General features: G+C 65.8%; 12 protein-coding genes and 2 tRNA genes. 8 read left to right on the plus strand and 6 right to left on the minus strand.

Translation table 11 applies throughout. The annotated features are described in order from the left end of the window. Positions 1-35: 35 nt before the first annotated feature. Positions 36-1,244, plus strand: a complete 1,209-nt coding sequence (locus tag J3E61_RS27120; RefSeq protein ID WP_210085974.1) for an ATP-binding protein — start codon at positions 36-38, stop codon at positions 1,242-1,244. Beyond that, positions 1,241-2,272, plus strand: a complete 1,032-nt coding sequence (locus J3E61_RS27125; RefSeq protein WP_210085975.1) for a tetratricopeptide repeat protein — start codon at positions 1,241-1,243, stop codon at positions 2,270-2,272. Before J3E61_RS27120 ends, J3E61_RS27125 begins: the two co-directional genes overlap by 4 nt. A gap of 20 nt (positions 2,273-2,292) precedes the next feature. On the opposite strand, the gene J3E61_RS27130 is transcribed toward J3E61_RS27125, so the two are convergent. Continuing rightward, positions 2,293-2,366 (minus strand) — tRNA-Gly (locus J3E61_RS27130). A 120-nt stretch (positions 2,367-2,486) separates the two neighbouring features. Between J3E61_RS27130 and J3E61_RS27135 the strand changes: the two genes are divergently transcribed. The 4 genes from J3E61_RS27135 (at position 2,487) to clpP2 (ending at position 5,351) form a co-directional block, all read left to right on the plus strand. Beyond that, a tRNA-Pro gene (locus tag J3E61_RS27135) sits at positions 2,487-2,560 on the plus strand. A 39-nt stretch (positions 2,561-2,599) separates the two neighbouring features. Further along, positions 2,600-3,997 (plus strand): trigger factor, encoded by a 1,398-nt coding sequence (locus tag J3E61_RS27140; RefSeq protein ID WP_210085976.1) that lies wholly within the window; start codon positions 2,600-2,602, stop codon positions 3,995-3,997. Between the two features lie 107 nt (positions 3,998-4,104). Further along, positions 4,105-4,707, plus strand: coding sequence for an ATP-dependent Clp protease proteolytic subunit (locus J3E61_RS27145; RefSeq protein ID WP_192723909.1), 603 nt, complete (start codon positions 4,105-4,107; stop codon positions 4,705-4,707). Continuing rightward, positions 4,704-5,351: an ATP-dependent CLP protease proteolytic subunit ClpP2 gene (gene clpP2 / locus J3E61_RS27150; protein ID WP_192723458.1), complete on the plus strand. Its 648-nt coding sequence runs from the start codon at positions 4,704-4,706 to the stop codon at positions 5,349-5,351. The genes J3E61_RS27145 and clpP2 overlap by 4 nt, the downstream gene beginning before the upstream one ends. A gap of 53 nt (positions 5,352-5,404) precedes the next feature. On the opposite strand, the gene mmuM is transcribed toward clpP2, so the two are convergent. Beyond that, positions 5,405-6,289: a homocysteine S-methyltransferase gene (gene mmuM, locus J3E61_RS27155; protein ID WP_210085977.1), complete on the minus strand. Its 885-nt coding sequence runs from the start codon at positions 6,287-6,289 to the stop codon at positions 5,405-5,407. Between the two features lie 261 nt (positions 6,290-6,550). On the opposite strand from mmuM, the gene clpX reads away from it, so the two are divergent. Next, on the plus strand, positions 6,551-7,831 hold the full coding sequence (gene clpX / locus J3E61_RS27160) for an ATP-dependent Clp protease ATP-binding subunit ClpX (RefSeq protein ID WP_015308086.1): 1,281 nt from the start codon (positions 6,551-6,553) through the stop codon (positions 7,829-7,831). Between the two features lie 3 nt (positions 7,832-7,834). Here the strand turns inward: clpX and J3E61_RS27165 are convergent, their stop codons facing one another. Both J3E61_RS27165 and J3E61_RS27170 read right to left on the minus strand, forming a co-directional pair. Beyond that, a complete protein-coding gene (locus tag J3E61_RS27165; protein ID WP_210085978.1) occupies positions 7,835-7,975 on the minus strand; it encodes a hypothetical protein in 141 nt (46 codons plus the stop codon). Between the two features lie 84 nt (positions 7,976-8,059). Beyond that, positions 8,060-9,367 carry a glycosyltransferase gene (locus J3E61_RS27170; protein ID WP_210085979.1) on the minus strand — a complete coding sequence of 436 codons (1,308 nt, stop codon included), beginning with the start codon at positions 9,365-9,367 and terminating at the stop codon, positions 8,060-8,062. Between the two features lie 177 nt (positions 9,368-9,544). On the opposite strand from J3E61_RS27170, the gene J3E61_RS27175 reads away from it, so the two are divergent. Beyond that, positions 9,545-10,492 (plus strand): alpha/beta fold hydrolase, encoded by a 948-nt coding sequence (locus tag J3E61_RS27175; RefSeq protein WP_210085980.1) that lies wholly within the window; start codon positions 9,545-9,547, stop codon positions 10,490-10,492. On the opposite strand, the gene fdhD is transcribed toward J3E61_RS27175, so the two are convergent. Then, positions 10,458-11,306 (minus strand): formate dehydrogenase accessory sulfurtransferase FdhD, encoded by an 849-nt coding sequence (gene fdhD, locus J3E61_RS27180; protein WP_210085981.1) that lies wholly within the window; start codon positions 11,304-11,306, stop codon positions 10,458-10,460. The two genes, J3E61_RS27175 and fdhD, sit on opposite strands and share 35 nt — an antisense overlap. Next, on the minus strand, positions 11,306-13,663 hold the full coding sequence (locus J3E61_RS27185; RefSeq protein WP_210085982.1) for an FdhF/YdeP family oxidoreductase: 2,358 nt from the start codon (positions 13,661-13,663) through the stop codon (positions 11,306-11,308). Before J3E61_RS27185 ends, fdhD begins: the two co-directional genes overlap by 1 nt. Between the last annotated feature and the right edge of the window lie 31 nt (positions 13,664-13,694).

Raw genomic sequence — 13,694 nt, forward strand, 5'->3', positions numbered from 1 at the left:
AGTACCATCAGACCCCAGGGAATGGGGGGTAATCGGTGGCAGAAGACGCGCTGATTCGCGAGTTGTCCGCCGCGGTCGAACGCAATCCGGACGCCGTAGAACTGCGGCTGCACCTCGCTGAGCTGTTGCTGGCCGACGGGCGCTACGCCGAGGCGCTGACGCACTGCAGCGCGGCGCTGACGAAAGACCCGGCGCACGCCGCGGCGTTGGTGCTGCTGCAGCGATGCACTGCCGCAATGGCCGCTCCGGCAGGGGAGAAGTCAGCGTTCGACTGGTCGGCCGCCGAGGAACAGGTCGCTGACATCATCGAGCCGGCATTCGTCGAACAAAGCGGCGAGCCCGACATCGAAAACGAGCGCGACCGCGACGTGCTGTCGCCAAGCGACGTGAAGCTTGCCGACGTCGCAGGCATGAAGGACGTCAAGGACCGGCTCGACGTATCGCTGCTGGGGCCGATTCGTAATCCGGAACTGATGCGGGCCTACAAGATTTCGGCTCGAGGCGGACTGTTGCTGTACGGACCGCCTGGCTGCGGCAAGACGTTTCTCGCAAGGGCCGTGTCTGGCGAACTCGACGCGAACTTCTACCCGATCGGCATCGCTGATGTGCTCAGCCGCTGGTTGGGCGACAGCGAGCGGGCCGTGCACGAGATCTTCGAGGTGGCCCGACGCAATACACCATGCGTGCTGTTCTTCGACGAAGTCGACGCGTTGGGCATGCGGCGGGCGAACCTCCAGGGTGGCTCTGGGCACCGCACGGTGGTCAATTCGCTTCTCGCCGAGATGGATCCGGCCACGTCCGATAACAGCGGTGTCTACGTGCTTGGGGCGACGAATGCACCGTGGGACGTAGATGCGGCGCTGCGCAGGCCCGGTCGCTTCGATCGGATGCTCTTCGTCGGCCTGCCGGACACCGATGCGCGCATGGAGATCTTGAGAATTCACCTGCGTGACCGCCCGGTGGCAGGGATCGATCTCAAGTCGATCGCTTCGCGCACCGACGGATTCACCGGAGCAGACCTCGCCCATATCTGCGACACCGCAACACAATTGGCGATGGCCGATTCCGTGCGCTCGGGTGAGGTCCGGCCGATCTCGATGAGCGACATCCACGCGGCCATGGCCGAGATCCGGCCGAGCGGCGGTGAGTGGTTCGAAATCGCCCGCAACGTCGTCGAGTTCGGCAACCGCGACGGCGCCTACGACGAATTGGCAAAGTACATGCGCCGCAGGAAGTTTCGATGACGTCGCCGTCGGACATCGCTGACGCGATCACGCTGGCCAACACCTATGTGGAGGCCAGGAATTACCGGCGCGCCGAGGAAGTGTTGCGCTCGGCGCTCGCGCACTATCCGCACAACTCGAGGTTGTTGACCGAGTTGGCTCGGGCACAGCACTTGTTCGGCGACAACAAGGCCGCCGAGCAGAGCGCCTGCAAGGCGATAGCCCACGCCCCCGAAGACGCATACGCGATGAGCATCTACGCGTCGATCCTGGGTGAGCTGGGGCGCCGACGGGAATCGTTGACGTGGGCGCGAAAGGCGGTCGACGCAGCCCCGTTTGATCACGCGATGCATTACGAGTACGCCCGGCTGCTGGCCACCGCGGGTGATCCAGCGTCGGCGCTGCCTGCGGCAGAGGAGGCGCTGCGCCTGGCGCCGGCCGACGCCGACACCCACGACCTGAAGGGCAACATCCTCGGCCTGTTGGGTCGACGGGCGGAGTCGACGGCCGCGCACGAGGAGGCGCTGCGGCTGCAACCCGGACACGCGAGGGCGCTGCACAACATCGCGGTGAATCGCGCGAACAGGCGGGACCTGTCCGGGGCGCTGGCCGGGTTCACCCAAGCCGCAGAGCTGGATCCGCACATCGGCGATAGCGTCCGCAAGGCGATCACGGCGACGGTGCGCCAGTGGATGAGCTGGGCGACGGTCGCAGCGTGGGCCGCGCTGTGGCTGTCGGTCCAAATCGAGCGAAACCATCCGAATGAGCCGAGTTCGGCGGCGCGCGTCGTCACCGGTGTCGGGTGCATCGTCGTGCTGGTCATGTTCGGGCGGTTGGCGCTCAGTCTGCCGCGCAACCTCTGGGGAACGATGCTGCGCCAAAGCGAATTCCGGTCGCTGAAGATCTATCTCGGACTCGGCGTCGTCGTCCTCGGCGTGCTCGGTGCGTTCACCGTTGGGGTGCTGACCAACTTCTGGGTCCTGGCGGGCGCCCTGCTGGTCACGGTGATCGTTTCCTGGGTCGCCCCGAGGGTCGACAAGGATTTCTAGGTCGAACTTTCGTTCGACGTTGGAGCGGGCGACGGGAATCGAACCCGCGTAGCTAGTTTGGAAGACTAGGGCTCTACCATTGAGCTACGCCCGCGTGTGCAGCACCAGCAGACTGTACTAGCGCCGCCCGAATCAAATCCAATTAAAACCTTTGCGTGTCCAGCACGTAGTATCTCGCGTGGTCAGGTCTGCGTTTCGGACCGGCCAATGGGCGCGGGGTGTAGCGCAGCTTGGTAGCGCATCCGCTTTGGGAGCGGAAGGCCGCAGGTTCAAATCCTGTCACCCCGACTCCGGACGTTCACCACTACAGACATGAGGAGCAAGAGCGTGAAGAGCACCGTCGAGAAGTTGAGCCCGACCCGGGTTCGCATCAACGTGGAGGTGCCCTTCACCGAGTTGCAGCCAGACATCGACACCGCCTTCAAGCAGATGGCCAAGCAGGTCCGCATGCCGGGCTTCCGGCCCGGCAAGGTTCCGGTGAAGCTGCTCGAGGCCCGCGTCGACAAGCAGGAGATGTTCAACCAGGTCATCGGCGAGGCGGTGCCCGCGCGCTACTCCGAGGCGGTGACCACCTCCGACGTGCGCCCGCTCGGCCAGCCCGAGATCGACATCACCAACCAGGAGTACGGCCAGGACCTGACGTTCACCGCTGAGGTCGACGTCCGGCCCGAGATCGAGATTCCGGAACTCGAGGGTCTGAAGATCACCGTCGACCCCATCGAGGTCACCGACGAAGAGGTCGACACCGAACTGCAGAATCTGCGCGCCCGCTTCGGCACGCTCAAGGGCGTCGAGCGCGCCGCCGAGACCGGCGACTTCGTCTCGATCGACCTGTCGGCCACCGTCGACGGCGAGGATGTGCCCGAGGCGAAGACCGAAGGGCTCTCGCACGAGATCGGTTCCGGTCAGCTGATCGAGGGTCTCGACGACGCGATCGTCGGCCTCAAGGAGGGGGAGAGCCGCGTCTTCACCACCACCCTTGCCGCCGGCGAGCACCTCGGTAAAGAGGCGCAGGTGACCGTCACCGTCAAGTCGGTCAAGGAGCGCGAGCTGCCCGAACCCGACGACGAATTCGCCCAGCTGGCAAGCGAATTCGACACCATCGACGAGCTGAAGGCCAGCCTCATCGAACAGGTGCAGCGGGTCAAGCGCGTCCAGCAGGCCGAGCAGATCCGCGACAAGGCGCTCGAGGTGCTGCTCGAGCAGACCGAGGTTCCGTTGCCGGAGAACATCGTGCAGGCCCAGGTCGACGACACCCTGCACAACGCGATCCACGGCCTCGAACACGACGAGTCGAAGTTCGAGGAAGCCCTCAAGGAGCAGGGCAGCAGCCGCGAGGAGTTCGACAAGGACAACCGCAGCAACGCGGAAAAGGCCGTCAAGACCCAGCTGTTGATGGACGCCATCGCCGACAAGCTCGACATCCAGGTCGGTCAGAACGACCTGACCGAGCGCCTCGTGCTGATGTCGCGGCAGTACGGCATGGAGCCGCAGCAGCTCCTGCAGTTCCTGCAGCAGAACAACCAGCTGCCCGCGATGTTCGCCGACGTGCGCCGCGGCCTGACCGTCGCTGCGGTCGTGCACGGCGCCACCGTCACCGACACCGACGGCAACGTGATCGACACCACGGAGTTCTTCGGCCCGTCGGGCGAACAGGCCGAGCAGCCTGCCGATGAGGCCGCCGAGGAGACCGATTCGGACGAGGTTTCCGCCGACGCCAAGTGACGCTGTGAGCGAACGGGCGCTGTCTGGGGAGTGCACGGCCGCTCGGGTTGGTTAGTGTCGAGTGCACCAAGACTTGAAGAGAAAGCAGGTATCCAGTCGTGACTGACATGCGTGGCGCCGGGCAGGGCCTCAACCTTGTCGACTCGGTGTATGAACGGCTGCTGTCCGAGCGCATCATCTTCCTTGGCTCTCAGGTCGACGACGACATCGCCAATCGGCTGTGCGCGCAGATCCTGTTGCTGTCCGCAGAGGACCCCACCAAGGACATCCACCTCTACATCAACTCACCAGGCGGATCGATCAGCGCCGGCATGGCGATCTACGACACGATGGTGCTCGCACCTTGTGACGTCGCCACCTACGCGATGGGCATGGCCGCGTCGATGGGCGAGTTCCTGCTCGCGGCGGGCACCAAGGGCAAGCGCTATGCGCTGCCGCACGCCCGCATCCTGATGCACCAGCCGCTCGGCGGCATCACCGGTGGCGCGGCCGACATCGCGATCCAGGCCGAGCAGTTCGCGGTCATCAAGAAGGAGATGTTCCGCCTCAACGCGGAATTCACCGGCCAGTCCATCGAGCGCATCGAGGCCGACTCCGATCGCGACCGCTGGTTCACCGCGCAGGAAGCCCTCGAGTACGGGTTCGTCGACCACATCATCACCAGCGCCAGCCTCAACGGCTCCGGCCCGACCGCAGGACTAGACAAATGACCGATCACACGGACCCCCGCCTGCAACCGCAGGGCCGCTACATCCTGCCGTCGTTCATCGAGCACTCGAGCTTCGGCGTCAAGGAGTCCAACCCGTACAACAAGCTGTTCGAGGAACGCATCATCTTCCTCGGCGTGCAGGTGGACGACGCGTCGGCCAACGACATCATGGCCCAGCTGCTGGTGCTCGAGTCCCTGGATCCCGACCGCGACATCACGATGTACATCAACTCGCCCGGTGGTTCGTTCACCAGCCTGATGGCCATCTACGACACCATGCAGTACGTGCGTGCCGACATCCAGACCGTCTGCCTCGGGCAGGCTGCCTCGGCGGCCGCGGTGCTGCTCGCCGCCGGCACGCCGGGTAAGCGCATGGCGCTGCCCAACGCCCGCGTGCTCATTCACCAGCCCGCGCTGTCCGGCGTCATCCAGGGCCAGTTCTCTGACCTGGAGATCCAGGCCAAGGAGATCGAGCGGATGCGCACGCTGATGGAAACGACGCTGGCGCACCACACGGGCAAGGACGCCGACCAGATCCGGCGGGACACCGATCGCGACAAGATCCTGACGGCCGAGGAGGCCAAGGAGTACGGCGTGATCGACACGGTCCTCGAGTACCGCAAGCTCTCGGCCCAGACGGCCTAGCTTTCGCCGTTGACTCTGCGTCTACGGTGCAGAAGCGCGAGAGCGCCTCGCCCTCAGCGCAGAGTCGACGCGACTGCCGCGATGTCGTCGGGGCGCACCCGGCAGCACCCGCCGATGATGCGTGCCCCTGCGGCCGCCCAGCGCGGCGCGAGGTCAGCCGACCACCGGCCATGCCCGGTCCACGTGCGCCGCTCGCCGTCCCACTGTTCGCCGCTGTTGGGGTAGACGACGACGGGCTTGCCGGTCACCTCGCGAGCGACCTGCACCGCGCCCTCTACGTCGTCGGGGTGGCAGCAATTCACCCCAACCGCAACGATTTCCGGCATGTCGGCGGCCACCGCGAAGGCCTCGGCAAGTGGCTGCCCGGCGCGCGTCGTCGTCCCCGCGATCGTGTACGACAGCCACGCAGCGACCTCCAGTTCGTGAACCAACGCAACCAAGGCCTCGGCCTCGTCGAGATCGGGCACCGTCTCCAGCGCCAGCACGTCGGCGCCGGCGTCGGCGAGGATCTCCAGCCGCTGCCGATGCCAGTTCGCCAGTTGCGAAACCGTGAGCCCATAGCGCCCGACGTACTCTTCGCCGTGGGCCAGCGCCGCGCCGTAGGGCCCGACCGACGCAGCCACCCAACCGTCGCCGCCGACCTCGTCGCGCGCATCCCGGGCAAGCCGGACGCTGCGCCGCATCAGGCGCTCGGCCTCGGTTCGCGAAATTCCGCGTTGCGCGAACCCGTCGAACGACGCCTGGTAGCTCGCGGTCGTCGCGATCGAGGCTCCCGCGCGGAAGAACGCGCAGTGCACGGCCACAATCTCCGCGGGGGCGTCCACGAGCATCCGGGCCGACCACAGGTCGTCGGACAGGTCGTGGCCGCGGGCCTCCAATTCGGTTGCCAGCCCGCCATCTGCGATCAGCACGGTATCGTGGGGCGCAGCGAACACCACATCGCAAACTCTACGGCCACTACGGGGGCGGCCTCTCGGTCTCATAACGGCGGCGACACGCCAGGGACACAGTGGCGGGTTCCGAGGGGTTAGACGGCGAGTCAGGCGATATGTTCTGCAACACAGATAAATACCAACGACGCGATTCGGCTTTATCGGTCGCACCGCGCCGGAACATACGGGTAGCGTCGGGACCAACACCCGACAGTGACTCGTAAACACGTTTCATTACGACTGCGAGGAAAGTAGGACCCCACCACCATGGCACGCATTGGAGACGGCGGTGACCTGCTGAAGTGCTCGTTCTGCGGGAAGAGTCAAAAGCAGGTCAAGAAACTCATTGCGGGCCCAGGCGTCTATATCTGCGATGAATGTATAGACCTTTGCAACGAAATCATCGAAGAGGAACTGGCTGACGCCGACGACGTCAAGCTTGACGAGCTGCCCAAGCCCGCGGAAATCCGTGATTTCCTCGAGGGCTATGTCATCGGGCAGGACACCGCGAAACGGACGCTGGCCGTCGCCGTCTACAACCATTACAAGCGCGTGCAGGCACAGGAAAAGATGCGCGATTCCCGCGCCGAGCCGGTCGAGCTTGCAAAGTCAAACATTCTGATGCTCGGCCCCACCGGCTGCGGCAAGACCTACCTCGCGCAGACGCTCGCCAAGATGCTCAACGTTCCGTTCGCGATCGCGGATGCCACCGCGCTGACCGAAGCCGGGTACGTAGGCGAGGATGTCGAGAACATTCTGCTCAAGCTGATTCAGGCCGCCGACTACGACGTCAAGCGCGCCGAGACCGGCATCATCTACATCGACGAGGTCGACAAGATCGCCCGCAAGAGCGAGAACCCGTCGATCACTCGTGACGTCTCCGGTGAGGGCGTTCAGCAGGCCTTGCTGAAGATCCTGGAGGGGACGCAGGCCTCGGTGCCTCCGCAGGGCGGCCGCAAGCATCCGCATCAGGAGTTCATCCAGATCGACACCACCAACGTGCTGTTCATCGTCGCGGGTGCGTTCGCCGGGCTGGAGAAGATCGTCTCCGACCGCGTCGGCAAGCGCGGCCTCGGCTTCGGCGCCGAGGTGCATTCCAAGGCCGAGATCGACACCCAGGACCACTTCGCCGAGGTCATGCCCGAGGACCTGATCAAGTTCGGGCTGATCCCGGAGTTCATCGGCCGCCTGCCTGTGGTGGCGTCGGTGACGAACCTGGACAAAGAGTCGTTGGTGAAGATCCTCTCCGAGCCGAAGAACGCATTGGTCAAGCAGTACGTCCGGCTGTTCGAGATGGACGGCGTCGAGTTGGAGTTCACCGAGGACGCCCTCGACGCGATCGCCGATCAGGCCATCCATCGCGGCACCGGTGCGCGCGGGCTGCGCGCCATCATGGAAGAGGTCCTGCTGCCGGTGATGTACGACATCCCGAGCCGCGACGACGTCGCCAAGGTGGTCGTCACCAAGGAGACCGTGCAGGACAACGTGTTGCCGACGATCGTGCCGCGCAAGCCGTCGCGCGCGGAGCGCCGGGACAAGTCCGCCTAGGCCTCAGCGCTGCGCGCCCGAGTCACCGTCGCGCTGCACCAGCTGTGTGTCGTCGACGTCTTGTTTGAGCAGCCCGCACAGTGAGGCCGCCAGGCCCCACATCAAGAAGGCCGCGACCGCGACGAACTGCAGCTCGGTGATCATGGCTCAAGACTTCTCCGCGCGGCGGCGATGCACACGAGTAGGCGACTACGCGACTTTCTCGTAATCACAACAAGCGTCGGTCGCTCATCGGTGCACCGCCGTCCGGTGTTCGCCGATCACCTCGTCCACGAGTGCGGCAATCTCGGCGACACCGTCGCGCCGTGCGAACGCCACCTCGAGCCTGCGGGCCGCGCTCAGATAGCGGCCCTCGTTGAGCACGGCACGGACGGCCGCGCGCACCGTCCCCGGCGTCGGCGTACCGGTGCGCAGATTGATGCCCGCCCCGGTCCACGCCACTCGCGCAGCGACCTCCGGCTTGTCCTCGGTGTTGCCCGCGACGACGAGCGGCACTCCCATCGACAGTGCGCGTTGCACCGCGCCGTAGCCGCCGTTGGTGACCATCACGTCGACCTTCGGCAACAGCAGGTCATGCGGAATGTATTCGGCGACAAAGGTATTCGACGGTAGCCTCACCTTTACCTGCGATATGTCGCGGCCACCTGTGGTCGCCACGACGATGACGTCCTCGCCGCCGAGCGCCTCGATCGTCGGCTCGAGGAGCCGGCCCAGGTCGGCGTTGTCGATCGTGCCCTGGGTGACATGCACGACGGGCCGGTCACCGTCGAGTTCGGCCCACCACGCCGGCAGCCGGAATCCGTTGGACGGCGGCGGGTACACGGCCCCGACGTAGCGCACGTGGGCGGGCAGATCGCTGCGCGGATAGTCGAACTCCGGAACCGTCGGCGCGATGTAGCGGTCGGCGAGCAGGCCGGAGTCGAGAATGAACGTCGGCAGCGGCCGGCTGTTCAGGTGGTCCAGCAGGTAGTTGGCGGCCTGCTGCGATTGCCGTAGCAGAAGCTTCTGCGACAGCACGGTCAACGCGCGGTTGCGCAGCCGGCCCAGAGCGCTCGACGACGGCGGCAGGCCCATGCCGCTCGGTGCGGTGTCGCGGCTCGTGATCATCAGCGGCGTCGTCGCGTACGCCAGCACCGGCGGCCGGGCCGCGCGGTCGCCGAGCAGAAACGGCAGGATCCCGAAGAAGCCGGCGTCGACGATGATCGCGTCGAACCGAGTGCGGGCCATCAACTCGGACAGCACCTTGGTCTGATGCGGCATCGGCTGCACAAACAGTCGGACGATGTCGAAGTTGACCCGCTTGATGCCGGTGGTGCCGGTGCGGCCGGGCAGGTCGATGTCGAGGCGGGTCAGGTCGAAGTCAGCCTCGGCCGGTATCGGGTGTGGTGTCGCGCCGACAGCGCGAATCTTGCCGGCGTGCTCGGCGGAACTGAGGACGGTGACGCGGTCGCCGCGGTCGACCAGACCCTGCGCGACGTTCAGTAGCGGGGCGATGTGGCCGACCGGCGACAGCGCTGCGATGAGGATTTCCGGCATGGCTTCGATGCTTGCCAACGACGGACACCCGGGCTTGGAGGTTGTGTGGAGATCGGGTGGAGATTGCAGGCAGGACGCGCCGGCTTACCTGACGGATAGAAAACCCTCTCCGTTGGCCTGCGGAATCTGGCGTCGCGACGATTACGGAGTACCTACCGCATCCCTGACCATTTCGTCATGGCTACCGCAACCTTCGCACCCGGCGCACCCAGCGTTTCGTTGCGTAGCCGCGTGCACACCGAACTGACCGTCACCGTCCGCGACGGAGTGCGGTTGGCAGTGCGAGACCAAGGCCCACGTGATGCCGAGTCGACCGTGGTGTTGCTGCACGGCCTGTGCCTGGAGAAGGGATCGTGGGCTGGCCAGATCCGCCACCTGACCCGGCAGTGGGGCGAGCGCATCCGAATCATCAGCTATGACCACCGCGGCCACGGCGGGTCGGATTCCGCGCCGAAGCGCACCTACACCGTCGCGCAGCTTGCCGACGACCTAGCCGACGTCTTGACGGCCCTCGGCGTGCGTGGCCGAGTCACCCTGGCGGGCCACTCGATGGGCGGGATGGTCGCACTCGCCTATCTCGGCAGGCCTCCCGCCGATCGCCCCGTCGAGCCGCACGGACTGATCCTTGTCGCGACGGCCGCGGGCCGACTCGCCGAGCGCGGCATCGCCCGGCTGCTGGCCAGTCCCGCAGCGGACGTGTTGTGCGGGCTCGCCGCCTTCGCGCCGCAGCGCGCCATCCGGCTGCTGACCAAGCCCGTGTGCGCGACGTTGGCGCTCCAGGTCGGCAGCCATGCGCGCTCGACACTTGCCGCGCTGTTCGCCAATGCCCTGGCCGCCACGACCTCACTCGACGCTGCGGTCGGGTTCCTGCCCAGCCTGCGGGCCTACGACCAAACCGCCACGCTGGGATCGGTTCGCGCCCAGACGATCATCCTCAGTGGGGGAGCCGACGTCCTGACCCCACCGTCACACTCACACGACATGGCCGACGCCATCGCTGGCGCCGAACACGAGCACCTTCCCATGGCCGGTCACATGTTGCTGCAGGAGGCGGCACACGCCGTCACCGACGCCATCAGCCGCACGATTGTCACGGCCGATCCGTTCGAGGCGAGGACGGCGTGATCCGATCTGGCCGGGTGTAGACGTTCATCGATTCGCCCCGCAGGAACGCCACCAGCGTCAGCCCGGACTGGCTGGCCAGGTCCACCGCCAGCGATGACGGCGCAGACACCGCGGCCAGTACGGGAATGCCTGCCATCACGGCCTTTTGGGTGAGTTCGAACGATGCGCGCCCGCTGACCAGCAGCACGGTTGCGGTCAGCGGGATGCGGCCGGCCTCCAGCGCCCAGCCGATGACCTTGTCGACGGCGTTGTGCCTGCCGATGTCTTCGCGCACGGCCAGCATGGTGCCGTCGGTGTCGAACAGGGCTGCACCGTGCAGACCGCCGGTGCTGGCGAACACCTTCTGCGCATCGCGCAGCTTGTCCGGCATGGCCGAGAGCGTTTCGGTGGCCACCGTCGAAGGGTCGTCGCCGGGGCAGTGCCTGCTGATGAGCCGCACGGCGTCCAGCGACGCCTTGCCGCACACTCCGCAGGACGACGTGGTGTAGAAGTTGCGGGTGACGTCGACATCCGGCATGTCGACGCCGGGCGCCAGCGTCACATCGAGCACGTTGTAGGTGTTGACCCCTTCATCGGTGGCGCCCTTGCAGTACCGCACGGTCAACACGTCGTCGCGGTTGGCGATCACCCCTTCGGTGAGCAGAAAGCCTTGCGCCAGTTCGATATCCGACCCCGGTGTGCGCATCGTGACGGTGATCGGTTTGCCGTTGACACGGATCTCCAGAGGCTCCTCGACCACCAGCGTGTCGGGCCGCGCCACCGCGCTTTCGGCGGTCACGTGTTGAACCCGGCGCCTGGCCGTCACCCGCCCCACTAGGTGACCACCCGATCGTCCGACTTCACGCCGGCCGAGCGCTCTAGCCGAATCACGACCGCCTTGGACACCGGGGTATTCGACTTCTCCGCAACATGATCCAGCGCCACCAGGGCATTGGTCTCCGGGTAATACGCCGCGGCGTTGCCGACCGGCGTCGAGTAGGACACCACCTTGAAGTCCTTGGCGCGCCGCTCCTGCAGATTGTTCTCACCGTCGGTGAACTCCGAGACCAGGTCGACACGTTCACCCTCGGCGAGCCCGAATCTCGTTATGTCGGCGGGATTGACGAATACCACGCGACGACCACCCTTGACGCCGCGGTAACGGTCGTCGAGACCGTAAATTGTGGTGTTGTACTGATCGTGGCTGCGCATGGTCTGCAACACCAGCCGCCCTTCGGGCACGGGCACCCACTGCAGCGGGTTGGCCGCGAAGTTGGCTTTGCCTGTGCTGGTTGGAAACTCGCGCGAATCACGCGGGCCATGCGGCAGCTGGAAGCCGTCGGGCTGGCGAACCTTGCGGTTGTAGTCCTCGCAGCCCGGCACGACGACCGCGATGGCGTCGCGGATGGCATCGTAATCGCCTGCGAACTGTTCCCACGGCACTGGGTGCTGCGGCCCGAGCAGTTCGCGAGCCAGTTGGCAGACGATGGCCACTTCGCTGCGCACCTGATCGCTTGGCGGGTGCAGGCTGCCGCGCGACAGATGCACCATCGACATCGAATCCTCAACCGACACTTGCTGTTTGGTGCCGTTTTGGATATCTCGGTCGGTCCGGCCCAGCGAAGGCAGAATCAACGCCGTGCGGCCATGCACGACGTGGCTGCGGTTCAGCTTCGTCGACACCTGCACGGTCAGTGCGCAATTGCGCAGCGCCGCCTCGGTGACCGCGGTGTCCGGTGTGGCCATCGCGAAGTTGCCACCCATGCCCATGAACACTTTCGCGTGCCCGTCGCGCATCGCGCGGATCGCGCCGACTGTGTCAAGGCCGTGCTCACGCGGACTGACGATGCCGAACCGGTCGTCAAGGGCGGCAAGGAACTCCTCGGGCATCTTCTCCCAGATGCCCATCGTGCGATCGCCCTGAACGTTGGAGTGTCCGCGGACCGGACACAGTCCGGCACCGGGCTTGCCGATCATGCCGCGCATCAACAAGACGTTCGTGACTTCCGAGATCATCGGCACCGCGTGCCGGTGCTGCGTCAGCCCCATTGCCCAACACGCGACGGTGCGTTCGGAAGTCATCATCATCTCGGCGACGCGGTCCAGCTGAGCCCGATCGATGCCGGTGGCCTCCAACACCGTTTCGATGTCGACGGCGCGGGTCTGCATCTCGTACTCGTCGAAGTTCGCGCAGTACTTGTCGATGAAGTCGCGGTCGAGCACGCTGCCGGGCGCCTTGTCCTCGGCTTCCAGCATCAACCGGCCGATTCCCGCGAACAAGGCCATGTCTCCGCCGATGCGGATCTGCACGAACTCGTCGGCGATCGGGATTCCGTTGCCGACCACACCGTGCACCTTCTGCGGGTCCTTGAACCTGATCAGCCCTGCTTCGGGCAGCGGGTTGACGGCGATGACCTTCGCGCCGTTGGCCTTGGCCTTCTCCAAGGTCGACAGCATCCGCGGATGGTTGGTGCCGGGGTTCTGTCCGCAGATCACGATCAGGTCGGCCTTGGTGACGTCGTCGACGGTGACCGAGCCCTTGCCGATCCCGATGGCCTCGATGAGCGCGTGCCCGGACGACTCGTGGCACATGTTGCTGCAATCGGGCAGATTGTTCGTGCCGAAACTGCGGACCAACAACTGGTACAGGAACGCCGCTTCATTACTGGTGCGGCCCGACGTGTAGAACACGGCCTCGTCCGGATGGGCCAGCGCACGAAGCTCGTCGGCGATCAACCGGTACGCCTCGTCCCATTCGATCGGGCGGTAGTGGTCGTCACCGGGGCGCAGCACCATCGGATGTGTGAGGCGGCCCTGCTGGGACAACCAGTATTCGGGCCGGGAGTCGAGATCGGCGATCGAGTGTCTGGCGAAGAACTCCGGGGCGACGACGCGCTTGGTGGCCTCTTCGGCGACGGCCTTGGCGCCGTTTTCACAGAACTCCGCGAATTTGCGGCCACCGTGTTCCTCCGGCCATGCGCATCCGGGGCAGTCGAAGCCGTGCCGTTGGTTCAGCCGGGCCAGCGCCGCAGCGGTGCGCGCCGCGCCCATCGATTTCAGTCCGCGCTGCAGCGACACCATGACGGCCTTGACGCCGGCCGCCTCATGCTCCGGCCCGGTCACAACCACCGCATGCTCGTCGTAGTCCGCGTCGAAGTCATGGGTGATGTCGCGTCGTTTACCCAACCGCATGAAACCAGCCTAGGACGTTCGAAAAGCGCTG

Source organism: Mycobacterium sp. OAE908 (assembly GCF_017872775.1).
In the GTDB taxonomy this organism is placed as follows: Bacteria; Actinomycetota; Actinomycetes; order Mycobacteriales; family Mycobacteriaceae; genus Mycobacterium.